Consider the following 23804-nt stretch of genomic DNA (forward strand, 5'->3'; position numbering starts at 1 on the left):
CATGGGGGAGAAGGAGAACGGTGGCGACGCGGGCGAGGTGCAGCGCGAGCGGATCCTGCGGGCGGCCGCCCTGGTCATGGCCGAACGCGGCTTCGACGCGGCGCGCATGAGGGACGTGGCGCGCGGCGCCGGCGTGTCCATCGGCCTGCTCCAGCACTACTTCGACACCCGCGACCTGCTGTTCCGCGAGGCCTTCGAGTGGTCGATCGGCGAACTCATCGCCCGCTGGCGCAAGGGCGCGTCCGCCGAGCCCGACCCGTGGCGCCGCTTCGAACTCCTCGTCCGCGAACTGGCCGACGACCCCGACCTCCAGAGGCGGTGCGCGACCTGGACCGAGTTCTGCGCGAGCGCCGCCCGCAGGCCCGAGCTGCGCGACGGGGTGCGCCGCGCCCACGAGGACTGGCGCGAGCTCGTCGTGGGCATCGCCGAATCCGGCGTCGCGGCAGGGAAGTTCGCGCCCGTCGTGCCCACCGATGTCGCGGTGCGGTCCGTGCTCGCCGCCGTCGACGGCTGCGACATGGCCGTGGCGTCGGGCAGCGGCATGGGGGCGGAGGGCTACGCCGCCGTCATCCTCGCCACCGCCCGCTCGGTCCTCGGCGTACGCGACTGAGCTGTTCCTCTCCCTCTCGACCCGACTGATCCGAGCCGCAGTTCACAGGAGGCACCGCGCCATGACGTCGACCGCATTCCCGCACCTGTTCAGCCCGCTCGCCATCGGCGGCGTGACCCTGAAGAACCGCGTCCTGTCCTCCGGCCATGACACGGTCCTCGTCGAGGGCGGGCAGGTCACCGACGATCTGGTCGCCTACCACGAGGCGCGCGCCGAGGGCGGCGTCGGGCTCATCGTCGTGCAGGTGGCGGGAGTTCACGAGACGGCGCGGTACACGACGCATGTGCTGATGGCCACGGACGACTCGTGTGTCGAGGGGTACCGGCGGCTCGCCGAGGCCGCGCACCGGCACGGCGCCAAGGCCTTCGGGCAGCTCTTCCACCCCGGGCGCGAGATCCTCGAGTCGCGCGACGGCTCCGCACCGGTCGCCTGGTCGGCGTCGGCGACGCCCAGCGAGCGCTTCCACGTGATGCCGCGGGCCATGACCGAGGCCGAGATACGTGAAGTCGTCGACGGGTACGGACAGGCCGCGCGCCGGTTGCGCGCCGCCGGGCTCGACGGCGTGGAGGTGGTCGCCAGCCACGGCTACCTGCCGGCCCAGTTCCTCAACCCGCAGGTCAACGTGCGCACGGACGGGTACGGGGGTGACGCGGAGGGCCGGCTGCGGTTCCTGCGCGAGGCCCTCGTGTCGGTGCGGGAGCACACCGGGTCCGGCTTCGTGGCCGGACTGCGCATCTCCGGCGACGAGTTGAGCCATGACGGCCTCACCGCCGGGCTCGCCGTCGAGGCAGCCGCCCGGCTGGACCGCGAGGGTCTCGTCGACTATGTGAGCGTCTGCGCCGGGTCGTCGGCGACGGTCTCCGGCGCCGTGCACATCGCGCCCCCGATGACGCAGCCCGCGGGGTACACCGCCCCGCTCGCGGCGCGTGTGCGGGCGGCGGTCGACGTTCCGGTCATGGTCGCCGGACGCGTCAACCAGCCCCAGGAGGCGGAGCAGATCATCAAGGAGGGCCAGGCCGACGCGTGTGCCATGACCCGCGCCCTGATCTGCGACCCCGACATGCCGGGCAAGGCGAGCGACGGCCGCACGGAGGAGATCCGGGCGTGCATCGGCTGCAACCAGGCCTGCATCGGCCACTTCCAGCGCGGCTACCCGATCTCCTGCATCCAGCACCCCGAGACCGGCAGGGAGCGCCGGTTCACACGGCTGCCCCTGCCCACCAGGCGCCGGAAGGTCCTCGTCGCCGGCGGCGGACCGGCCGGGCTCAAGGCCGCCGCCGTGGCCGCGTCCCGTGGGCACGACGTCACCCTGCACGAGGCGGGGCGGCGCGTCGGCGGACAGGTGCTGCTCGCCCAACTCCTGCCGGGGCGAGCCGAGTTCGGCGGTGCGATCACGAACCTGGAGGGCGAGGCGCGGCGTGCCGGGGCGCGGATCGTCACCGGGTCCCGCGTCGACGCCGAACTCCTCGACCGTGAACAGGCGGACACGCTCATCGTCGCGACCGGAGCGGTCCCGCGCCGGCCCGCGCTCGAACTCCTCGACGACCCCGTCGTCCTGGACGCCTGGGACGTCGTCCGCGGCACCGCCGACGTCCCCAGGGGCCGGATCGTCGTCGCGGACTGGCGCGGCGACTGGATCGGGATCGGCGTGGCCGTCCAACTCGCGGGGCAGGGACGGAAAGTGACGCTGTGCACGACCGGATTCGGTGCGGGTGAGCATCTTCAGCAGTACGTACGCGCGTCCATGCTCGCGGAGGCGGCGCGGGCCGGGGTCGAGACCGTGCCGACGGTGCGCCCCTACGGCGCCGACGCCGACACGGCGTACTTCCAGCACACCCTCACCGAGGAGCCGGTGATCATCGAAGGGGTCGCGGCTCTCGTCCTCGCCCAGGGGCACGATCCCGTGGGTGAGCTCGCCGGTCTGGCGCGCGGACAGGTCGGCGAGGTCCTGATGGCGGGGGACTGCGTGTCGCCGCGGACCGTGGAGGAAGCGGTGCTGGAGGGGCTGACGGCGGCGTCGTCGCTCTGAGACACCTCAGACACGCCAGACATCCCAGACACCGAAGAGACCCCAGACACCCCTGGCCGTCGGCCGCCGTGCGTGCCTCAGCGCGGATTGCGGCGCAGCCGCACCCGGTACGAGTAGTGCTCCGGAAGGAAGTGGCTGACGGCCAGCTCGACCGGGCGGCCCGACGCCGACAGGTAGAGGCGGTCGATGCGGAGCAGCGGATGCTGCGGCGGGCAGTCCAGGTGCGCCGCCACCTCGGCCGAGGCGAGGGCGACCGTCACGGACTGCTCCGCCTCCGCGATCGGCTCGGGCAGGCGGCCGTCGAGGAGGCCGATGACGGTGACGCGACTGTCGGTGCCCGCCTCCGTCAGCTCCGGGCGGTCCGCGACGAGCGCGCCCACGTCCGGCGGCAGATGCACCGTCGTCAGGCAGAACGGGGTGTCCTCGTGCAGCCGCAGGAACGAGAGGTGGTCCACGCGGTCGGAGCCGACCCGCAGCCGGCCCGCCGCGTCGACGTCGACCCGGCGGCGCAGCGGCGACACGAGGCGCATCGTCGTGTCGAGGGACAGCGCCATGAGGTCCTCGACCGAGCCGAACTGCCGCAGATACTGCTCCTCGCGGGGCGCCGCGAACGTGCCGCGCCCCGGGACCCGGTGCACCAGACCCTCCGTGACCAGGTCCTGGAAGGCGCGCCGCACGGTCTGCCGGCTGAGCCCGTGGGAGGCGGCGAGCTCCGCCTCGGTGGGCAGCCGCACCCCCTCGGGGTAGTCGTGCCGCAGGATCGCCTCGCGCAGCTCGCGCGCGAGGCGTACATAGGCACTGTCACGCCCGGGGGCCGCCATCGGTGTCCCCCTCGTCCGCTCTGTGCGTGTCGTACGCGTCATGTCTGCCGTTCACCGCCCTGCCTGTGCCGTGAGTCTAATGGCCGTACAAGACGGTGCGCAGGTCAGGCGTCCAGACCGCCCCGGGAGACCAGCTGGCGCACGATGACGTTGCGCTGGATCTCGTTGGTGCCCTCGCCGACGATCATCAGGGGCGCGTCGCGGAAGTAGCGCTCGACGTCGAACTCGGTCGAGTAGCCGTAGCCGCCGTGGATACGGACCGCGTTCAGGGCGATCTCCATGGCCGTCTCCGACGCGAAGAGCTTGGCCATGCCCGCCTCCATGTCGACGCGGCGGCCCGCGTCCGCCTCGCGGGCGGCGTACAGGGTCAGCTGGCGCGCCGCGGTGAGCGAAGTCGCCATGTCGGCCAGGTAGTTGCCGATCGACTGGTGCTTGTAGATGGGCTCGCCGAACGTCTCGCGCTCCTGCGCGTAGCGCAGCGCGTCCTCGAACGCGGCCCTGCCGACACCGAGCGCGCGCGAGGCGACCTGGAGGCGGCCCGTCTCCAGGCCCTTCATCATCTGCCCGAAGCCCTTGCCCTCGACGCCGCCGAGCAGCGCGCCGGCCGGGACGCGGTAGTCGTCGAAGGTCAGCTCACAGCTCTCGACGCCCTTGTAGCCGAGCTTCGGCAGGTCGCGCGAGACGGTGAGCCCCGGGCCGTGCTCGGCGAGCAGAATGGAGATGCCGCGGTGCTTCGGCTCGGCCGCCGGGTCCGTCTTGCACAGCAGTGCGATCAGCTGCGAGCGGCGGGAGTTGGTGATCCAGGTCTTGCCGCCGTTGACGACGTACGAGTCCCCGTCGCGCCGCGCGACCGTGCGCATCGCCTGGAGGTCGGAGCCGCCGCCCGGCTCGGTGAGGGCCATCGTCGAGCGGATCTCGCCGGTCGCCATCTTCGGCAGGTAGCGGTTCTTCTGCTCGTCGGTGCCGAAGTGGAGCAGCAGCTTGGAGACGACGGTGTGGCCGCCCATGGCACCGGCGAGGCTCATCCAGCCGCGCGCCAGTTCCTCCGTGATCAGCACGTAGCAGGGCGTGGAGACGGGCGTGCCGCCGTACTCCTCGGGGATGGCGAGGCCGAAGATGCCGAGGTCCTTCATCTGCTCGATGAGCGCCTCGGGATAGGTGTTGGCGTGCTCCAACTCCCTTACGACCGGCTTGACCTCGCGGTCCACGAAGTCGCGCACGGTCTCGACGATCAGCTGTTCGTCGGAGGAGAGGGTGTCGAGGGTGCTCACTTCGCGGACGCTCCTTGCTCGTGGTCGTGCGTGGTGTCGATGACGCCCTGCGCGCGCAGCCGCTCGATGTCGGCGGCGCTGCGGCCGAGGGCGCTGAGGATCTGTTCGGTGTGCTCTCCCGCGGCGGGCACGGGGTCCATCCGAGGGGTGACGCCGGAGAGGTCGGCCGGGGGAAGCAGTGCTTGTACGGGTCCCTGTGCGCCCGGCACCGCGATGTCGCGCCACCGGTCGCGCTCGGCGAGGGCCGGGTGGGCGAGGAACTCGGCGATGGAGTTCACACCCGCGTTGGCGATGCCGGCCTTGTCGAGCAGTGCCATGGCGTCCTCGCTGCCGAGCTCGGCGAAGCGCGCGGAGACGGCCGCGTTGACCTCGTCGCGGTGGGCGACGCGGTCGGCGCCGGTGGCCATGCGGGGGTCGTCGGTGAGTTCGGGACGGCCGAGGACCGTGGTGCACAGGGCCTGCCACTCGCGCTCGTTCTGGATGGAGAGCAGCACCTCCTTCCCGTCGGAGGCGGTGAACGGGCCGTAGGGCGCGATCGTGGCGTGCTGGGCGCCGATGCGCGGCGGCTGCGTACCGCCGTAGCGCGTGTAGTAGGCGGGCTGGCTCATCCACTCGGCGAGCGCCTCGAAGAGGGAGACCTCGACGGCGGGCGCGCGTCCGGTGGTGGCCCGCGTGTAGAGGGCGGAGAGGACGCCGCTGTAGGCGTACATGCCCGCCGAGATGTCGGCGACGGAGATGCCGACGCGGGCGGGTTCGTCGGGCGAGCCCGTGATGGAGAGCAGCCCCGTCTGGCACTGCACGAGCAGGTCGTACGCCTTGCGCTGCGACCAGGATCCGCTGGTGCCGTACCCGCTGATCGTGCACGGGATGAGACGCGGGTGGCGGGCCTGGAGCGCGGCCGGGCCGAGGTCCATGCGGTCGGCGGCGCCCGGGGCGAGGTTCTGGACGAACACGTCCGCGTCCGCGAGGAGTTCCTCCAGGATGTCCCGGCCCTCCTGCGACTTGAGGTCCAGGGTGAGGGACTCCTTGGAGCGGTTGAGCCACACGAAATAGCTGGCCTGGCCGTGCACCGTGGTGTCGTAGCGGCGGGCGAAGTCGCCGCCGCCGGGGCGCTCGACCTTGATGACGCGGGCGCCGAGGTCGGCGAGCTGGCGGGTGGCGAAGGGCGCGGCGACGGCCTGTTCCAGGCTGACGACCGTGATGCCTTCGAGGGGGAGCGGCTCGGTCATGCGGGGTCCTTCCCGGGAAGTTCGGTGAGGAGCAGGGCACGGGCCGACTCCCAGGTCGTGTCCTCGATCAGAGCGGGTACGTCGCTTCCGCACGCGGCGAACTTCTCCGCCAGCTCCTCGTCCGTGGGCGGACGCCGGGGCGAGCCGGGGGGATGGGCGAGGGAGGACCGCAGGACCCGGCCGTCGGTGAGCGTCACCGCGAGGTCGACCTCGCCGTCGAGGAGCCCGGCACCGCCCTCGGTGCGCTCCGTCCCGACGGTGGCCATCAGGCGCCGCGCCTCGGGCCGGCCCACCGCGTCGTCCGTGAAGGCGCCGAAGCCGGGGAACCCGTCGAGCAGGGCCGTCGCCACCGCGTACGGGAGGCTGAACTTGCCTTCGAGGCCGGTGTCCGGGTCGTCGTGGATGAGGGGGTGGACCGTGGCCCCCGGGGTGGTGACGCGCACGGCCGTGACGTCGTCGGGGCCGCACTCGGCGCGCAGGTCGCGCAGCGCCGCGATCGGGCGCTGCATCGCGTAGCAGCAGGGGAACATCTTGATGGCGAGGCCGCCGGGCACGGCGGGGCCGCCGGTCTGCGGCGCCGCGCCCTGAGCGCCCACCAGCTCCAGCCACGCGTCGACCGCCCGCGGGTCGGCCGTGGCGCCGGCGCGGGCGAGGCGCGCCGCCCGCACCCCCGCCTCGGCCGCGAAGCCGACCTGGAGGGACTTGCTATGGGTGCCGAACGCGGCCTGGACCCCGCTCGCGCCGGGCACCGCGAGCGCCATGGCCGTCGCGAGCCGCTCGGGCGTGAGGCCCCAGGCGACGCCCGCCGCGACGGCCGCCGCGGGGGCGCCCGCCGTGCAGGTGGCGTGCCAGCCTGCCGCGTAGTGCGACCAGCCGAGCAGCGTGCCGAGCCGGGCCATCACGCCGGCCCCGGCCAGATAGGCGCGCGCGTCGCCGCCCGCCGCGAGGACCGCGGGGACGATCACCACACTGATGTGTGTCGTGGACTCGATGTGCAGGTCGTCGAAGTCGAGGACGTGCCCGACCGCGGCCCAGCGAGCCGCGTCCGGCAGCTCGGCCGCCAGCGCACTCACCGGGTGGTCGCGCGCGGCGAGCGTGACCGCGACCGTGTCCAGGAGGGAGCGGCGGGCGAGCGCCAGGTCCTCGGCGTCGGGTTCGTATCCGTACGCCCACTCGGCGAGCGATTCCGCGATGGCCGGCATGGCTTCCCTTCGTACAGGTCCTGCACTGCGTGGTTACTTTGTACGGCCAAATGATGGGCCCGTCAATGCCGCCACCGCAGGGCAACTTAAAGCTTTCACATGCAACTTCACCCCAGGGGGGTTGACTGGACGCCCGGCGGGGCGGACGCTGGGCCGCGTTTTGTACGGCACAATCCACCATTGAGGCGGCCACATCAACCGGTCTGTCCAGCCACCCGTCCAGGTACCTGGCCATCCACCTGTCCACCGGCTGACCGGCCGCCCGTCCCCCGGAGGTCTCGCATGGGCGATGCGCATCCCCTGCTCGCCGCGCTCAGCGGTGCCCGCCACGGTGCCCTGCACCGGCGGGTGCTGCTCACTGTCAGCGCCATGTTCTTCTTCGACCTCGCCGACCTGAACACGTTCGCGTTCGCCGCGCCCGCCATCCGCCGGGCGCACCTCTTCACCGTCGACGACATCGCGTTCGTCACCGCCCTGGCCTTCGCCGGCATGGCGGCCGGCGCGATCCTCGGCGGCCGGTTCGCCGACCTCGCGGGCCGGCGGCGGGTCATGGCGGGGTCCGTGGTGCTCTTCTCCGCGGCCTCCGTGGTCAACGCACTGGTCACCGGGGTCGGCGCGATGGCCGCCGCCCGCTTCGCGACCGGGTTCGGACTCGGCGCCATGACCTCCGTCGCGATCACCTACCTCTCCGAGGTCACCCCCGCCGCACGCCGCGGCCGCGCCCAGGCGACGGCGCTCGGCACCGGCCTCATCGGCATCCCCGTCGTGGCGTTCACGGCCCGCGGCCTGACCGCCGACGACCCCGGCGGCTGGCGTGCCCTCTTCGTCATCGGAGCCCTCGGCATCCTGCTCGTACCGCTCCTGATACGCCTGCCCGAGTCGCCGCGCTGGCTCCTCGCGCGCGGCCGGACCACCGAAGCCGTGCAGGTCACGCGCGCCTTCGTGCCCGACTGGGAGCCGTCCGCCGACGCGCTCGCGGCGCCGCCCGCCCCGGCCGACCGGCCCCGCTTCACCGAACTCTTCGCCCCGGGCCAGCGGCGCAACACCGTGGCCCTGATGGTCCTGTGGCTCTTCGGGCTCGTCGGCTTCTACGGGTTCCAGTCCTGGGTGCCGACACTGCTCGCCGACCACGGCCAGGACTTCGCCAAGAGCATGACGATGTCCGCGGTCACCACCATCGGGGCGGTGCCCGGCGCGTTCCTCGCCTGGCCGTTCATCGACCGCTACCCGCGCAAGCACCTCGCCGTGGTGCTCGGTCTCGTGGTCGCGGTGCTCGGCATCGGGTACGGGCTCAGCTCGTCCGTCGTGGCCGTCGTCGTGTTCGGCACGCTCGTCGCCGCGCTCAGCCAGACATTCATCGCGGTGCTCTACTCGTACACCCCCGAGGTGTTCCCGACCCGCCTGCGGACGGCGGGCGCCGGGCTCGGCAACGGCGTGGGCCGCATCGGCAATGTCATCGCGCCGCTCGTCGTCGCGGCGATCTACACCACGCCGGGACTCGGCTACGTCGCCGTGTTCGTGTTCATCGCGGGATGCTGGCTGGTCGCCACGGCCACCGTGTTCTTCTTCGGAGTCGACACCCGCGGCCGGTCGCTGGAGACCCTGCACGACGCGGCGGCTGCCCCGGTGGCGCCCGCCGCACCTGTTACGCAACGCATCGGAGAATGAGCGCACATGTCTCAACCAGACGCAACGCAGGGCGAGTTCGGGCTTGCCCGGTATCTGGACGCCTGGTCCCCGGCGCCCGTGAGCCTCGATGATCCCGTCGCCGCCGCGCCCGTCGCAGCCCTGAGTCAGGTCCTCGACCAGGAGACGACCGTGGCCGGCGAGGGGGAGGCGCTGCCGCCGCTGTGGCACTGGCTGCACTTCCTCGAATGGCCCGCACAGCGGGACCTGGGGGCCGACGGACACCCCGCGCACGGCCACTTCCTGCCGCCCCTGCCGGACCGCAGGCGCATGTTCGCCGGCGGCCGCGCGGAGTTCACCGCGCCGCTGCGGGTGGGCGTGCCTGCCCGGCGTACGAGTTCCCTCGCCAAGGTCGAGATCAAGCGCGGCCGCACCGGCGAGATGGCGTTCGTGACAGTCCGTCATGAAATCGCACAGGAAGGGAAGATCAGGGTCACGGAGGAGCAGGACCTCGTGTACCGAGTCGGCGAGGACGAGCGGCGGAGCGGGGGCTTCGGCCTGGACCTCGGCGAGGCCGAACCGTCCGCTGCCGACTGGCAGTTGATCCTGCGCCCCTCGCCGACCCTGCTGTTCCGCTACAGCGCCCTGACCGCGAACGCCCACCGCATTCACTACGACGAGCCGTACGTCCGCGACGTCGAGGGTTACCCGGGGCTCGTCGTCCACGGGCCGCTCCTCGTCCAGCTGATGCTGGAACTCGCCCGCCGTGAGGCCCCGGAGCGCGAGATCCGCACGCTCTCGTACCGGCTGCGCAAGCCCGTGTTCGCGGGCGAGCAGGTGTGCGCGCTGGGCGAGGTGGCGGACGACGGAGGATCGGCCGGACTGCGGATCGCCACACGCCGCGACGAGCGGCATGCGACGGCGGAGGTGACGTTCGCGTGAGCGCCGAGCACACCACCGTCGAACCTGCGAACGGCGACCCCACGCGTCCCGAACTCGCCGACCCCGGACGCCTCGGCCGGGACCGCGCCCGCATCGCCGCCGCCCGCACCCTGCTCTTCGTCCCGGGGCACCGCCCCGACCGGTTCGAGAAGGCGGCCGCGGCCGGGGCCGACGCCGTGATCATCGACCTGGAGGACGCCGTCGCGCCGGACGGCAAGGACGCGGCCCGCCGGCACGCCGCCGACTGGCTCGCGCGGGGCGGGGACGCGGTGGTGCGGATCAACGCGCCCGGCACTCCCTGGTGGGACGCCGACCTGGACCTCGTCACCGCGTTCGGCTGTCCGGTGATGCTGCCCAAGGCCGAGGACCCCGACGTGATCGCACGGATCGCGGAGGTCTGTGCCGTGATCCCGCTCGTGGAGACGGCGGCCGGGATCGAGCGCGCCCTCGACGTGTGCTGCGCGCCCGGCGTCGTCCGCGCGGCGTTCGGCAGCGTCGACCTCGCCACCGAGCTCGGCGTGCGCCACGACGACACCCTGGCGCTGGCGTACGCGCGGTCCCGGCTGGTCATGGCGTGCGCCGCCGCCGGTGTCGCGCCCCCGCTGGACGGCGTCACCACCGCGCTCGACGACGCCGACGCGCTCGCGCAGGACCTGCGGCACGCCCGACGGCTCGGCTTCGGAGGCAAACTGTGCGTCCACCCGAAGCAACTCCCGGCGGTGACCGCGGGATTCTCACCGACGGACGAGGAACTGGCCTGGGCCAGGAAAGTGCTCGCCGCGGGCGACGCGGTGTCGGCCGTCGACGGCGTGATGGTCGACCGGCCGGTGCAGGAGCGGGCACGACGGCTGCTCGGGGTGCAGTCCGTGGGTGGGACGGCGTGATGGCCCGCGGGTGAGAGGGAGCAGTACGGCCGGACTGCGGCTCAGTCCCTGGCGCTCTCCGGTGACACGGACCTGGCGACGGGTTCGGGGGTGGGGGCGGGTTCGGGAGCGGCTGCGGGCGTCGGGCTCGGCTTCGGTGCCGGTGCCGCCGGCGCTGCCGATGGTACGGCTGGTGCCGATGGTTCGGCCCGGTCGTGCCCCGGTCGGGGGAGCCGGGTCCCGGTGGAGGGTTCGTCCGTACGGTGTTCCAGCTGGCTGCGGTACAGCGTCGTACGGCCGATGACCGCGCTCGCGCACAGGACCGCCAGGATGCCCGGCCCGAGCAGCGATGCGTCGCCCACCATCTCCACCGCCATGAGGAGGACACCGAGCGGGGCGTGGGCCACCGGCCCCAGGCAGGCGGCCATGCCCGCGACGACCAGAAGCATCGGGCTGTGCGGGGCCAGTCCCGACGGCTCCGCGAGGCGCCACACCGCCGCCCCCACACCGGCGCCGACGACCATGCACGGGCCGAAGATGCCGCCCGACCCGCCCGATCCGACCGTCAGGGACGTGCCCACGATCTTCGCGAACGGAAGCAGCAGGACCAGGTACAGCGGCATGTCCAGCAGGATCTGGCGGTGCGTCAACGCCTCCATCAGGCCGTAGCCGGTGCCGAGCACACCCGGGACGGCGAGGCCGAGCGCGCCGACGAGGAGTGCCGCACAGGTGGGGGCGGCGAGGCGGGAGACGACGGTACGGGCCCGGGACTCGACGCGATTGTGCACGGCGTAGAAGGTGCCCGCGTACAGACGGCCCGCCAGCCCCGCCGCGACGCCGACCACGGCGACGAGTGCGAAGTCCGCGAATCCGTACCCGTGGACGCCCTGCGTGCCCAGGATCGGGGCGAAGCCGAAGACCGCGCCGAACGCCAGCCAGCCCGTGCACGCCGCGATGAGCGCCTGGGGCAGCACCTTCGGGTCCATGTCCTTGCGGTAGAGCAGCTCCGCGCCGAGGAGGGCTCCGCCGAGCGGCGCCTGGAAGATCGCGCCGACGCCGGACGCGAGACCGATGACCAGCGCGGTGCGCGCCTGCTGCCGCGTCATGCCCGTACGGCGCGCGATCACCGAGCCGAACGCCGCCGAGATCTGCGCCGCGGGCCCCTCCGTGCCGCCCGAACCGCCCGAACCGATGGTCAGGGCCGAAGCCATGAGCTTCACCACCGTCACCCGGCCCCGCATGCCCGACGGGTCGTGGTGCGCGGCGGCGATCGCCGCGTCGGTGCCGTGGCCACGCGCCTCGGGGGCCAGCCACACCACGAGGAGCGTGGCCAGGAGCGCGCCACCGGCGGCGACCAGCGGGACCGCCCACGGATGGCTCGAACCGGTCAGCGTGCGGAACCCGCCCTCCGCCGAGGTCAGATAGGGGTGATAGCCGCCGACGTACTCCAGGATCCACCGCGTGCACAGGTGCAGGAGGCCGAAGAGAGCCGCCGCGCCGAGTCCCGCGACGACGCCGATGAGGGCGGACGGGACGATCCACCGCGGCAGGGAGTCGTCGGGCGGCGGCGTGAGGGGATGGCGCCACCACGGCCCGCTCACCGGCCCGGCGTCCGGGTTCGCCGGGGTCCCGCCCCTGTCGCGCTGAGCCCACTCCACCGGCATTCTCCCCGTCACCCGACGATCACGCTTGCATGGCTGCCCACCGGCCGCCCGTGCGAGTCCCCGGTGGCGCGGAACCACCCGGGCGGTGAACATGCGGATCCGCGTCGCGAACCGCGGCCGTCAGCTTAACTGCCGCGCGGACATGCCCTGTTGAGGACTCTGCCCGGGCTTATCTATTCGCTATTCTGAACGAATGGTCATCGGGTAACCAGGGCGCTGTCACAGGGGGAGCACATGCGGGGAAGGCCGGGTCGGTGCGCGGCGGACGTTCCGGATCTCGCGGACCTGTCGCTGGAGGAGATCCTGGAGGGGACCGACTCCGCACTGTCCCAGGCGCTCGGGAGAGTGCTGCGGCAGCTGGAGGGTGAGGAGGCGCCGGTCGCCGCGTACGACTCGGGCGGGGACTCACTGCCGGACCGCCTCGGGCCGGACGGTCCGGGCGCGTGACAAGCGTCCCCCTCCAGGGCACGCGCGAGGCCGCACTTGAGTGGCCCGACGGCGTCCTGGACGTATCGGCCCTGCGCGCATCAGGCCAACAGCCGCTGCCCTTCCGGGAGTTCGTGGTCAAGGTCCACAGTCGCTGCAACCTCGCCTGCCGCTACTGCTACGTGTACGAGGCCCAGGACCAGGCCTGGCGTACCCAGCCCGTCACCATGAGCGCCGGCACCGCAGAACGCGCCTGTCGCCGCATCGCCGAACACGCCGCCACCCACGCCCTGCCTTCCCTGCGCGTCATCCTCCATGGCGGCGAACCCCTCCTGGCGGGACCGGAGTTCCTGCGCCGCTTCGTTCGCCGTCTGCGGGAGCTGCTCCCGCGATCCACGCACTGCGACGTCGTGATCCAGACCAACGGCACCCGCGTGGACGCCGACTGTCTGCGCCTGTGCCACGAGGAACGCGTCCAGCTCGGCGTGAGCCTCGACGGGGCGCGCGACGTCCACGACCGGTTCCGGCGTGACGCGGCGGGCCACGGCAGCCACGCCCGCGTCGCCGGCGCCCTGCGCCTCCTCGGCCTGCCCGAGAACCGCGCCGTCTGGGGCGGAATCCTGTGCACCGTCGACGTCAGCGCCGACCCCGTCGCCACGTACGAGCACCTCCTCACTTACCAGCCGCCCGCGATCCGGCTGCTGCTCCCTCTGGGCAACTGGACGCACCGCCCGCCCGGCAGGGGACCCGAAGAGACGAACGTGCCGTACGCCGAATGGCTCATCGCCGTCTTCGACCGCTGGTACGGGGCGACACCCGGGCCACCCGTACGGATCTCTCTGTTCGAGTCGCTGCTCGACCTGCTCCTCGGCGGGCCCACGAGGACCGAGACCATCGGCGGGGCGCCCTCGCAGCTCGCCGTCGTCGACACCGACGGCACGCTCACCCTGTCCGACCAGCTCAAGACGGCGTACGACCGCGCAGACCGGAGCGGGTACGACGTCGAGAACGACACCTTCGACGCGCTGCTCGACCATCCCGGTGTCGTGGCGCGGCAGCTGGGCCCGGACGGGCTGTGCGGGCGCTGCCGCGAGTGCCCCGTCGTATCGGTCTGCGGAGGGGGCCACTACCCGCACCGCTACCGCGCCGGCTCCGGCTATCTCGACCGGTCCGTCTACTGCCCGGACCTCATGGCGCTGATCAGCCATGTCGCGGGGGTGGTCGGGGACGACCTCCGTCGCGCCCGCGAGTGCCACGCGAAGGCGCGGCCTTGAGCGCCGTGGTCGTGCACGGTGTGCCGTCGCTCGCCCTGCCCGACGACATCTGGGACAGCCTCGTGTCGGAGCGGCCCGACACGGCGACGCCGCGCCTGCTGCGCGCCGCGAGGGGCAGCCGCAACCTCCTGCTCCTCAGGGCGCTCCACGAGCGTGGGGGAGCCGACGGCGCATGGGGCGCGGCGGTCGCGGTGCTCTCGGCCGTGAGGACCCACGCGCCCGACGTGTTCACGTCCCTGATCGAGGACCCCGCAACCGGCGCGCGCCTCGCCCGGGCCGTGCGCGAAGGCGGCCGGGCCGACGTCTGTGCGCTCGCCGCGGTCGCGGGGCACCGCAGCCGGGCGGGTTTCCGGCTCGAAGTGCCGGTGCAGCACGGAGTGCTGACGCTTCCAGGGCTCGGTGTCGTCGCTGTTGCGCCTGGCGCTTCGACGGCGCTGGTGGAGCGGGGCGCGTGGGGCACGCGGGTGTGCGCGGCAGGCGCCGTGGTGCGCGTTCCGGACGGTCCGCAGGGGCGCGAGCCGGGCTGGGAACCGGTGCGGCACCTCACGCTCGATCACCGTGGTCACCGCTGGCCGGTGCGGATCGACGCCCTCGACCCGCTGCGCCTCGGCGGACCCACCCGGCCGCCGCACCCCTTGGAGCCACCGGAGCGGCAGGCATGGGAGGCACGGCTCGATGCCGCCTGGCGCCATCTGGTCGAACGCCATCCCGCTCAGGCCACCGCGGTGAGCGGCACCATCACGGCCGTCGTCCCCCTCGACGCCCTGCCCGGCGCCGCAGGACCCTGGCTCAGCGCCTCCTTCGGCGACGCGGTGGGCCTCGCTGCCCTGGCCCCCCTCGACGACCCGGCCGAACTCGCGGCCGCACTGGTCCACGAGGCGCGGCACTCCGCCCTCTACGCCCTTCTCGACCTCACCGAACTCCTCACCCCCGCGCCGGGGGAGCTGCGCTACGCCCCGTGGAGCGACCGTCCGCGACCGCCGTCCGCGCTCCTCCAGGGAGCCTGCGCCTTCCACGCCACGGCGAGCTTCTGGCACCGGGAGCTACTGCTCGGCAATCCCAACGCGCAGGCCCGGTTTGTGCGCTGGCGTCTCACGGCAGGCACCGCCGTGACCTCCCTCGCCCGGGAGCCCTGGCCCACCGAACACGGCCGGCGGCTCCTCGGCAGCCTGGCACGCGCCCTTACCTCCTGGGAGACCACGCGGGTAGAACCTGCCGTACTGGCGAGGGAGTTGGGGGCAGCGGCTCAGCATCGAGTGCGTTGGAGGCTGCGGCACTCGTGGGCGGATCCGCGGGTGGTCGAGGAGCTGGCCGACGCCGTCCGCCACGGCAGGGACATGGCCGCGCCACCGGCGGCGGGCGCGTGCCGGTTCGCCGCGGACTCCGTGGAGTTCCCGCCGGGAGCCGGGGCGCGCCTCGGCGACGCGGCGGAAGAGTGGCTTGACGCCGACGGGGCCGGGGACGCGGACGATGCCGTCGCCCGGCTCGCCGGGAAGGTCGTCGAGGCGGCGGACCGCGGTGCCCGCGCGCTGGTGGCCGTGCCGGAACTCGTACGGGCGGTGCACGCGCGGGTCGCCGGACCCGGGGTACCGGCGGGCCTGCTGGCCACCGCCCGCCGGCTCGCGCCGTGGGCGGCGCCCGGCGAGCGGTCAGTAGGGGGGTCCGCCGAGCGGTGACTGGTGGTCGGTGACTACAGCGGGGGCGGCTCGATGTCGCACTCCGCGCGGATTCCGGCCGCCGCGTCCCGGCTCTCCGGGTGCTCGGAGCCGAGCGTGTCGAGATAGCGGCGGCGCACGGAGGCGAGCAGGTCGGCTCCCTCCTGCGTGTCGCCGGAAGCGGTCATGTCCAGGGCGAGGTTGCGCAGCGCGGCCAGGACCGACGGATGGCGGTCGCCGTAGCGGGCCTCCAGCTTCGCCGCCGTGTCGGCCCCGAGCGTGCGGGCCTGGTCGTGGTCGCCCGCCCTCGTCAGGTCCGTGGCGAGATTGACCCGGGCCAGCAGCAGCCACGGATGGTTGTCCGGCACCGCACGCGCGAGCACGGCCACCGTCGAGCGGTCCAGGCGCAGCGCCTCCGCGGGCTCGCCCGCCGCCCGCAGCGCCGCCCCGTGGTTGACGGCCGCCGTCGAGGTCAGCGGATGCGCTTCGCCGAGAATCGCGCGGTAGTCCACGAGGGCGCTCACTGCGGCCTGGCGGGCTGCCTGCGGATCGCCGGTGAGCCGCAGGTCGTTGGAGAGGTTGGTCAGCGCGGCGAGAGTGTCGATGTGCCGCGGTCCGAAATGGGTCCGGTACAGGCCGAGCACCTGCTGCGCCAGCGCGAGGCCCCGCTCGAACTCGCCGGCCTTTCGGCAGGTCACCGACATGTTCTTGATGGCGCGCAGGGTGTGCGGATGGTCGTCCCCGTACTGCTCGCGGTACTGCTGAAGGGTCCGTTCCTGAAGGGCGAGCGCCTCCGCGTACCGACCGCACTCCCGCATGTCGCGGGCCACGTTGTTGACGGAGAACAGGGTGGAGCGCGCGGTGGCGCCGAGCGCCGTCACACGGTCGCCGTACACCTGCTCGTCGAGGGCGAGGGCCTCCGCGTACAGGCCGTTGACGCGCAGGCTCACGCCGTAGTTGTGCCCGACGCGCAGCGTGTACGGCTCCCCGGCGCCGTACAGCCGCACACTGCGCTCGTACGCGTCCTCGTCCAGGGCGAGCGCCTCGGTGAAGCGTCCCGCGGCGCGCAGGTCGGCCGCGGCCGCGCCCGCCACGGTCAGGGTGTACTCGTGGTCGTCGCCGACCGTCGCCCGCAGCCGCGCCAGAATGTCCTCGTTGATCTGCCGGGACTCGACGAACTCCGACAACTGCCAATGCGCGCTGGCCTGTTGACGGAGCGTCCACAGAGTCTGGAGGTCGTCGGGGCCGAGCGTCACGCGCCAGGTGTCGGCGACGCGGCGGGCGAGGGTCGACGAGCCGCGGAAGTCGCCGCGCGCGATGAGATAGCCGAGGATGGCGAGCACGGTGGCGCGGGTGTCGCGGTCCTCACTGTCGAGGAGACCCGAGGGCTCGATGTGGGGCAGGATCTCCGCGTAGTTGCGCCAGTGTTCGGGGCGCTGCGAGTCGCCCGGGTCGTGCGCGGCGATCACCCGGTGCGCCAGGTGCCGCATCGCGGTGCGCTCGTCCTCGGACAGCTCGTCCTGGAGGACGCCGCGCAGCAGGCGGTGCAACTGCACCGTGCCCGCGGCGCTGTTGACGGTCAGCAGAGAGAACTGGTTGATGGCACGGATGGTGCGGCCCCGCTCCAGGGGATCCCTCGCGACCGCCGCGAGCGGCCCCGGCAGCTGAAGGAGCCGGGCGTCGTGCAGGAAGGACTGGGCGATCGGCTCGGGCCCGAAAAACGCGAACAGGCGCAGCAGTTCGAGCGCGCCCGGGTGCTGCTCGCGCAGCGCCTCCATGGTCGTGCGGAACACGGCCGCCACCGGCTGTGCTCCGGAGACCGTGGGCTCCGCGAGCAGCTCCGGCATCCGGTTCTCGATCATCTCCAGGTAGTCCTGCGCCGCGATGCCCGTCTGCGTCTGGAGCGCCGCGCACTGCTCGAGGGCGAGCGGCAGGTCACCCAGCGACTCGGCGAGGCGCTCCGCTTCGTCCTGACTCGTCCACGGCGTGCGCGCACGCAGGAACCCGATGCTCTCCTCCCGGCTGAACACGTCCACGCGCAGCGCGCGCACCCGGTCCGCCCACCCCGAACGCCGCGAGGTCACGAGGACGTGCCCCACCCCGTCCGGCACGCCGAGGAGCGAGGGGATGTACGGGGTCACCTCTTCCGGGGAACCCGCGTTGTCCATGACCAGGAGCCACCGCTTGTACGGGGTCCCCGCCGACAGTGCCGCCAGGACTCGGTCGACCACGTCGCCGGGCCCTTCCGCGGCAGCGCCCAGCTCCGGCGCGATCGAGGCGAGCTGCTCGCGGATGACGGACGGCTGCTCGGCGTCGATCCACCACACCCGCTCGTACTCCTGGTGGTGGCGGTGGATGTACTCGATGGCGAGGCGGGTCTTGCCGACGCCGCCCAGTCCGTAGAGCGCCTGCGGCAGGACCGCGGCCTGACCGCCGCCGCCGAGCAGCCTGCGCAGTGCGTGCAGTTCGTCCTCGCGGCCCGCGAAGTGCGCGTTGGGCAGGGGCATCGAGCGGGGCAGGCGGGCGGGTCCGCCCGGCGGGCGCGGTCCGTGTGGGGGCACCACGCCCGCGGAACCGCCGCCCGGTCCGCTCCCTCCGCCGCCGTCGCCGGAGTCCGCCGCCCCGTTGGCATCGGCGCCGTCCGGGGCCTGCTCGCCCGGCCGCTCGGTCTCCGGCGGGGCCTGTCCCAGGGGCGATGCGGTGCGGTCCACAGGCTCTTCCTCCGAGTTCGAGTCCGCTGTCCCGGGCTGCTGAGCCCCGGGGGGCGCCGCGTCCCCACCGGGCGGATCCGGGCGGGGAGCGCCGCTCCCCTGCGTCTCTTCCCCACCCGGCCACGCGACGAACGAGCGAGGCGGGACCACGCGGTCCAACGCCTCCCGGTACGACGGCCCGAGCGCGGTGAGCGCGCCCCGCGCCGCTTCGAGCAACTCGCGTTCCGGGCCGCTCAGTTCCGCCCCGTCCAGGCCCGCGGGCGTCGCGACCAGCGTGCCCAGGAGCCCCGGCCTCGCCCCCGTCGCGCGCGCGGCGACCGCCGTCACCTCCTGGAGCATTCGAAGGATTTCGGCGCGCCCGAGCCCGCGCAGCAGCCGCCCGCGCACGCCGTCGAGGAACTCGTACGCCGGTTCCGCGACGCCCGTGCCCGCCCGCTCGGGACGCAGGGACAGCAGGCCGCCGAGGAGGATCTCCGCGAAGGGCAGCGGCCCCGCGACCCGGGTGACCTGGCGGCGGACAGCGTCCACGACGCTGGGCTGGAGCGGCACCATCGCCAGCCGCGCGGCGAGGCGGCGCGCGGCGGGCGACGCGAAGTGCAGGAAGCGCCGTACGGCCTGGTCGGGCGGGACGGGCCGACGTCGCTCCTCCCACGGGAACGGGGGCAGGCACTCGGGGTCGAGGCCCTGCTCGTCGAGGAGGAGCACGGCGGCCTCGCACCACGGCGTGGCCTCACCCGTGACGAGCCGAACCCAGCCGGCGAGCCACGACGGCTCCAGTTCGAGGACCGGTACGGGCACGGGTCCGCCCGTGTCGCAGGGGCGCGCCCAGCGGCCGCGGCGGCGCAGTTGGAGCCGCGCATTCGGCAGTCCCGGTGCCGCGCCGCGCAGCCGCAGGTCGAGCGGGACGCCCTCGCACAGGTCCCACAGCCGGGCCGGCAGCGGCTGGAGCACGGCGACCGGGGCGCGCCGCGCCCAGGTGTGCAGGAGCCGCGGCACGGCGCCGCCCGCCCACGCGTCGCCGACGCAGTCGCTCAGTACGAGGACCAGGCGCCGGCCCTCGGGGTGGAACAGCTCGGCGGGCCCGCGCCGCGCGCCGCCGCCTTCGGGCCGCAGCACGGCCGATTTTCCGTCGCCGGTGTCGAGGCGCCAGATCCGCAGGTCGGCGAAGGCGCCCTGGCGCTGCAGGAGCGTGAACAGTTCACGGGCGACGCCCTGCCAGACCGACATCGACACGCTCTGTTCGACGACGAGCGCTACCTCGAACCAGCGGTCCGGCACACCGTTCAGCACCGGGCTCCACTGCCCGAGTTCGGCGGCGCGCTCGGCCGTCGCCTCCTCGTCGAGGGCCTGCCGGTGGCGGTCGCGGACACGGCGATTGAAGGGGCGCAGGGCGCGGGCGAGTCTCTGGGGCGAGCGCAGGACACCGGGGCGGGTGTCGGCGTCGAACACATCGGGGGTGGGGCCGGGGGCGAAGCCGAAGCTGTACGCAGGACCGGGCGGGGCTGTCTCAGCGTCCGGCCCGTATCCGCTCCCGTATTCGCTCTCGTACGGCTCCTCGCGGTGCGGGCGCGGTGCCGGTGCTTCGGGTAACAGCTCGCTGTCCCCTCCCGGCGGCGTGAGCGCTTCGATGGCTGGTGGCACCCGAGAGGCGTCCCGCGGCGCCTCGCCCGGCGGCGCGTCGGTACCGATCCGCTCCGCGAGCCAGAGCGCCTCCGCCCACTCGCGGGCCGTGGGGACCCGGCCGGTGCCCGTCATGGCGAGGAGTCCGTTGCCAGGCTGCGCCACAGCGCGTCGCGGAGCTGCTCCCAGGATCCGTCGTCGGCGTCGGCGGCGCCGTTGGTCAGCAGGTGCACCGTGTTGAGCAGCTGGTCGGCGGCGAGCTGTCCGCTGTCGCCGCGGTGCTCAAGGAACCCGCGGACGAGCTCCGCCGCGCGGGGGTCGACCGACTCCCCGAAGTGGGACTCGACCATGGCGGCAAGACGCCGCTCGTCGGGGTCGGTCATCTCCACTTCGAGGCACCTGCGCCGGAAGGCCGGTGAGAACTCACGCTCGCCGTTGCTCGTGATCACGACAACGGGGAACTCCCGGCAGCGGACCTGCCCGTCCCGGACGGTGACCGGCGCGGCATGGTCGGCCGTGGCGACGGAGACCTCACGGCGCGACTGGGCGAGCCGCTCCAGCTCCCTGATCCGGAACTCGCCCTCCTCGAAGGTGTGGAGCAGATCGTTCGGAAGGTCGATGTCGGCCTTGTCGAGCTCGTCGATCAGCAGGACCCGGGGCCGCGCCCACGGCAGCAGCGCCGTGCCGAGCGGCCCGAGCGTGAGATACCTGCCGATGTCCGGAAGAGGCCGGCTGCTGCCCAACTCGCCTTTGGCGGGCACCGGTTGGCGTGCGGCGGAGGACGGGGGAGGCGCGTCCTGCACCCGGCCGATGGCGTCGTAGTCGTAGAGCCCGTCCCGCAGCGACGTACGGCTCACGACGGGCCACCACAGCACGCGCCCGAGGCCGAGCTCGGAGGCGATCTGGTACGCGAGGCTGGACTTGCCGGTGCCGGGACGGCCGCTCACGAGCAGCGGGCGGCGCAAGTGGATGGCGGCGTTGACGAGTTCGAGGACCTTGCGGTCGAGGGTGCCGCCGCGCCGCTTGCCGAGCCGGCGGTCCGCCTCCGTGCTCTCGTGGGGCACCGGGACCGTCATCGCGGTGCCCGGGGTGCCCGGCTTGAAGCGCCGCCAGGGCGGTGCGGCAGGGAGCGGCGGCAGGGGGTCGCCGGGGGAGTGATGTGCCCCGCTGTCGTGGAAGACCCACCAGGAGGGGTCCGCCGGTGGCGGAGTGCCCTGTCGGCCGGTCGAGTCCCCGTTCATGGAATGCCACCCCCGGTCCGCGGATGCCCCAGTACGGCCTCCGCCCCCTCCAGTCCGTCACGGCTGTCCCACACTAGGGTGACGTGGCGATGCAGGTCCAGGGTTGACAACGCGCCGCCCGCCGGGCCGACGCCGCCCCTCAGGACACGTACCCGCTCCGGGAGCGCGTCCAGCCTCCCGTCGAGAACTTTCCACAGTTCGAGACGCGCGTTCTCGTGGTCCCCGTTGCCCCGGACCGCGACGATCGCCGGGATGCCCGCCTCCAGGAGCGCCGTGACCGGATCATCGGCCATGTCGCCCGTGTACTGCGGGGGTTCGAACAGGACAAAGCACACCGGCGTCTCGGCGTGACGGAGTTGGGCGACGAGCGCCGCGGGGGACAGTTTCCCGCCGTGCGGCACGTACTGGACGGCCGCGTCGTCGAAACGTTCCTCGGGGTGCAGCTCAAGCCAGTTCAGGCGGCGACGGAGGGCGGGCCACCAGTGGCGGTTGCGGAGCCGGTCGCGGCTGCGGACCAGGACGGTGTGGTCGGCGCCGAGGGGGCGGGCCACGGACCCCGAAGGGCGCACCATGATCTGGTCGACCGCGAGCCACAGCAGCGGGCGCGGGAGCATGAACTCGACCCGCAGTCCAGCGCTCAGTTCGCCGAGTTCGTCCAGAGTGAGCTGGTGCAGCGCGGCGACCATCTCCTCCAAGCGCCGCAGCGAGGTGACCTTGCGGTCCCCGAGCAGGGCGCGAGGCCCCTCGCCGGGCGCGAGGAGCCAGCCGCGTATGTGGAACTCGTCGGGGGCCGCGGGGTGCGACACGATCTCCATGAGCAGCCGACTCGGCTCGAACGGGCGCCCCGCGTATGCGGCTTCGACGGCACGGACCCTCTGCAGCTGGCCGTCCGCGCAGCCCAGCCGCCGTGCCACGCGGCGGTTCCAGACCGTCAACTGCTGTGCCGCCGCGCCCTCTTCGCGCACCGCGACCGCCTCGACGAACGCGAGCAGGGGGTGCGGCTCGTCCTCCATGTGCGCCGCGTCCTCGAAGGCGGTGAGCAGGGCGTCGACGGGGTCGGCGCGGTCGTCCCCGTACGTGTCCGGGTCGGGGACGAAGGGCAGGAACCGCAGGGCGAGCGCCCGCAAGCCATCGGCTGTCGAGCACTGTTTGAGCAGGCCGGCCAGTGCGTCGTAGTCGGCCGGTGCAAGGAGCCGGACCGGGTGCAGCCGCCGGTAGACCTCCTCGACGGCGCCCCACGCCACGGTGTTGGTGCGGTGGCGGCCGATCTCCTCCAGGTAGGCGCGCAGCCCGCCCTGGCGCTGGTCGCACGCCCGCAGCACCTCGGTGAGGTCCTCGATCAGCATGTTCGACCTGGCCGCCTCGACCGGCCCGAAGCGCTCCTCGACCGCGCGCAGGGCGCGGGCCCGGGGGGCCGCGTCGCTGACGCCGTGCACCTCGGTGAGCCGGCGGGCCAGTTCCCAGTAGAGATCCGCGCGCGTCGGTGCCGCCGCCGTCATGACGCCGGTTCCTGCGTCATGCCGCCGTCGCCCCGCAGCCGTGCCAGTACGCGCTCGAACTCCCGCATGGCCAGGGAGCCGTGCTCGTACCAGCGCAGGGCCGCGGCCAGCCGGTCGATGCCGTCCGCGTACTGGAGGCAGACGGCGACCACGGCGCGTACGTCCTCCAGGAGCACCTGCGAGCGGACGGCGAGCAGCGCCACGTCGTCGCCGGTGTCGCGCAGGATCCGCTCACGGCGCTGCGGGTCGTACATGCTGGCGATGCGGACCAGGGCCGAAGTGAGCTCCCGCTCCGTCTGCGGCGGCCAACTCGGCGTGTGTCCGAGGGAGGTCACGGCACCGGAAATCAACGGGCAGTAGCGTGCCGCCGCCTCGACGGGGATCAGCCACCCCGTGCGCTGCGCCGCCCGCAGGTCCTCGGCGACGACGATGCCGAGCACGTCCCCGGCCGCGTCGACGGCGCCCGCCCCGCTGAAGCCCTGCTGCACACGGTCGCCGAGCTGGGTCACGCCCTCGAACTGCACCCAGTCGGGGCTCAGTCCGCCCGAGCCGACGAGCTGGACCCGTACCCACCGTCCGGGCCCCGCGGCCTGCGGCTGTCCGAAGACCCGCACGATGCGGTCCCCGGCCGGGCCGCAGGCGCGCAGGGGCGCGGGCGCGCAGTCGTCGGGCGCCGAGCCGTGCAGTGTCAGTACGGCCACGTCGCCGCGCCCGTCGACAGGCGGGGCCCAGCCCTGCGGAGCGACCGACGCCGCGACCGGCTCGCGCGTCGTGGACCCGGGGAAGTCCAGGGCGAGTTCAGCGCCGGCCGGGCTCTCGTCCTCGGCGAGCCTGAGCGCGGTCCGTGCGACATGGGCACAGGTCAGAACGCGTTCGCCGGATATCAGGACGCCCGCGCCTACGGGCGTGCCTCCGGCGCCGCGTATCCGTACCCGCCAGGTGTCCGCCGCCCCCCGCGGCACCGCCGCAACCCCCGTGTGCGCCACCCGTGCGTCCCCCGATCCCCCGCCTGCCCGAATCCGACCGTTCCCGACGGATGCGGGCGGATTCTGCCCGATGGTGACAGCGCTGCGACCACTGGTCGCTCCGTGCTTCCATGCTAGCCAGGCCATACCCCGGTG

17 protein-coding genes are annotated in these 23804 nt (G+C 73.6%); 8 read left to right on the forward strand and 9 right to left on the reverse strand.

What is annotated here, in order from left to right:
• Position 1: 1 nt before the first annotated feature.
• Entirely contained in the window at positions 2-610 is a 609-nt protein-coding gene (locus ACZ67T_RS02935) for a TetR/AcrR family transcriptional regulator (protein WP_469981199.1), read from the forward strand.
• A 61-nt stretch (positions 611-671) separates the two neighbouring features.
• The gene (locus ACZ67T_RS02940; protein WP_469981200.1) at positions 672-2639 is read left to right on the forward strand and encodes an oxidoreductase; all 1968 of its coding nucleotides are present in this window, start codon (positions 672-674) and stop codon (positions 2637-2639) included.
• A gap of 77 nt (positions 2640-2716) precedes the next feature.
• On the opposite strand, the gene ACZ67T_RS02945 is transcribed toward ACZ67T_RS02940, so the two are convergent.
• The 4 genes from ACZ67T_RS02945 to ACZ67T_RS02960 form a co-directional block, all read right to left on the reverse strand.
• Positions 2717-3460 (reverse strand): GntR family transcriptional regulator, encoded by a 744-nt coding sequence (locus ACZ67T_RS02945; protein WP_469981201.1) that lies wholly within the window; start codon positions 3458-3460, stop codon positions 2717-2719.
• A 104-nt stretch (positions 3461-3564) separates the two neighbouring features.
• Complete coding sequence (locus tag ACZ67T_RS02950) at positions 3565-4731, reverse strand: acyl-CoA dehydrogenase family protein (RefSeq protein ID WP_469981202.1); 1167 nt, start codon at positions 4729-4731, stop codon at positions 3565-3567.
• Positions 4728-5960, reverse strand: a complete 1233-nt coding sequence (locus tag ACZ67T_RS02955; protein ID WP_383662043.1) for a CaiB/BaiF CoA transferase family protein — start codon at positions 5958-5960, stop codon at positions 4728-4730. The genes ACZ67T_RS02950 and ACZ67T_RS02955 overlap by 4 nt, the downstream gene beginning before the upstream one ends.
• Positions 5957-7162: an MmgE/PrpD family protein gene (locus tag ACZ67T_RS02960; RefSeq protein ID WP_469981203.1), complete on the reverse strand. Its 1206-nt coding sequence runs from the start codon at positions 7160-7162 to the stop codon at positions 5957-5959. Before ACZ67T_RS02960 ends, ACZ67T_RS02955 begins: the two co-directional genes overlap by 4 nt.
• Before the next feature lie 282 nt (positions 7163-7444).
• Between ACZ67T_RS02960 and ACZ67T_RS02965 the strand changes: the two genes are divergently transcribed.
• Genes ACZ67T_RS02965 through ACZ67T_RS02975 form a run of 3 tightly spaced genes read left to right on the forward strand, consistent with a single transcriptional unit; the run spans position 7445 to position 10614 of the window.
• On the forward strand, positions 7445-8830 hold the full coding sequence (locus ACZ67T_RS02965; protein WP_469981204.1) for an MFS transporter: 1386 nt from the start codon (positions 7445-7447) through the stop codon (positions 8828-8830).
• A gap of 6 nt (positions 8831-8836) precedes the next feature.
• Entirely contained in the window at positions 8837-9730 is an 894-nt protein-coding gene (locus tag ACZ67T_RS02970; RefSeq protein ID WP_469981205.1) for an HTD2 family dehydratase, read from the forward strand.
• Positions 9727-10614, forward strand: coding sequence for an HpcH/HpaI aldolase/citrate lyase family protein (locus ACZ67T_RS02975; protein WP_469981206.1), 888 nt, complete (start codon positions 9727-9729; stop codon positions 10612-10614). Before ACZ67T_RS02970 ends, ACZ67T_RS02975 begins: the two co-directional genes overlap by 4 nt.
• 41 nt (positions 10615-10655) lie before the next feature.
• Here ACZ67T_RS02975 and ACZ67T_RS02980 read toward each other — a convergent pair whose 3' ends face one another.
• Entirely contained in the window at positions 10656-12251 is a 1596-nt protein-coding gene (locus tag ACZ67T_RS02980) for a chloride channel protein (protein ID WP_469981207.1), read from the reverse strand.
• A 240-nt stretch (positions 12252-12491) separates the two neighbouring features.
• On the opposite strand from ACZ67T_RS02980, the gene fxsA reads away from it, so the two are divergent.
• The 3 genes from fxsA to ACZ67T_RS02995 are packed head-to-tail and all read left to right on the forward strand — an operon-like array spanning position 12492 to position 15633.
• On the forward strand, positions 12492-12704 hold the full coding sequence (fxsA, locus tag ACZ67T_RS02985; RefSeq protein WP_383080540.1) for an FxSxx-COOH cyclophane-containing RiPP peptide: 213 nt from the start codon (positions 12492-12494) through the stop codon (positions 12702-12704).
• Positions 12701-13957 carry an FxsB family cyclophane-forming radical SAM/SPASM peptide maturase gene (locus tag ACZ67T_RS02990; RefSeq protein WP_469981208.1) on the forward strand — a complete coding sequence of 419 codons (1257 nt, stop codon included), beginning with the start codon at positions 12701-12703 and terminating at the stop codon, positions 13955-13957. The genes fxsA and ACZ67T_RS02990 overlap by 4 nt, the downstream gene beginning before the upstream one ends.
• 5 nt (positions 13958-13962) lie before the next feature.
• On the forward strand, positions 13963-15633 hold the full coding sequence (locus ACZ67T_RS02995) for an aKG-HExxH-type peptide beta-hydroxylase (RefSeq protein WP_469981376.1): 1671 nt from the start codon (positions 13963-13965) through the stop codon (positions 15631-15633).
• A gap of 14 nt (positions 15634-15647) precedes the next feature.
• Here ACZ67T_RS02995 and fxsT read toward each other — a convergent pair whose 3' ends face one another.
• Genes fxsT through ACZ67T_RS03015 form a run of 4 tightly spaced genes read right to left on the reverse strand, consistent with a single transcriptional unit; the run spans position 15648 to position 23669 of the window.
• On the reverse strand, positions 15648-20078 hold the full coding sequence (gene fxsT / locus ACZ67T_RS03000; RefSeq protein WP_469981209.1) for an FxSxx-COOH system tetratricopeptide repeat protein: 4431 nt from the start codon (positions 20076-20078) through the stop codon (positions 15648-15650).
• Positions 20075-21184, reverse strand: coding sequence for an AAA family ATPase (locus tag ACZ67T_RS03005; protein WP_469981210.1), 1110 nt, complete (start codon positions 21182-21184; stop codon positions 20075-20077). Before ACZ67T_RS03005 ends, fxsT begins: the two co-directional genes overlap by 4 nt.
• A complete protein-coding gene (locus ACZ67T_RS03010; protein WP_469981211.1) occupies positions 21181-22683 on the reverse strand; it encodes a VMAP-C domain-containing protein in 1503 nt (500 codons plus the stop codon). Before ACZ67T_RS03010 ends, ACZ67T_RS03005 begins: the two co-directional genes overlap by 4 nt.
• On the reverse strand, positions 22680-23669 hold the full coding sequence (locus tag ACZ67T_RS03015; protein ID WP_469981212.1) for an effector-associated domain 2-containing protein: 990 nt from the start codon (positions 23667-23669) through the stop codon (positions 22680-22682). The genes ACZ67T_RS03010 and ACZ67T_RS03015 overlap by 4 nt, the downstream gene beginning before the upstream one ends.
• Between the last annotated feature and the right edge of the window lie 135 nt (positions 23670-23804).

Source organism: Streptomyces sp. NPDC107517 (assembly GCF_055582645.1).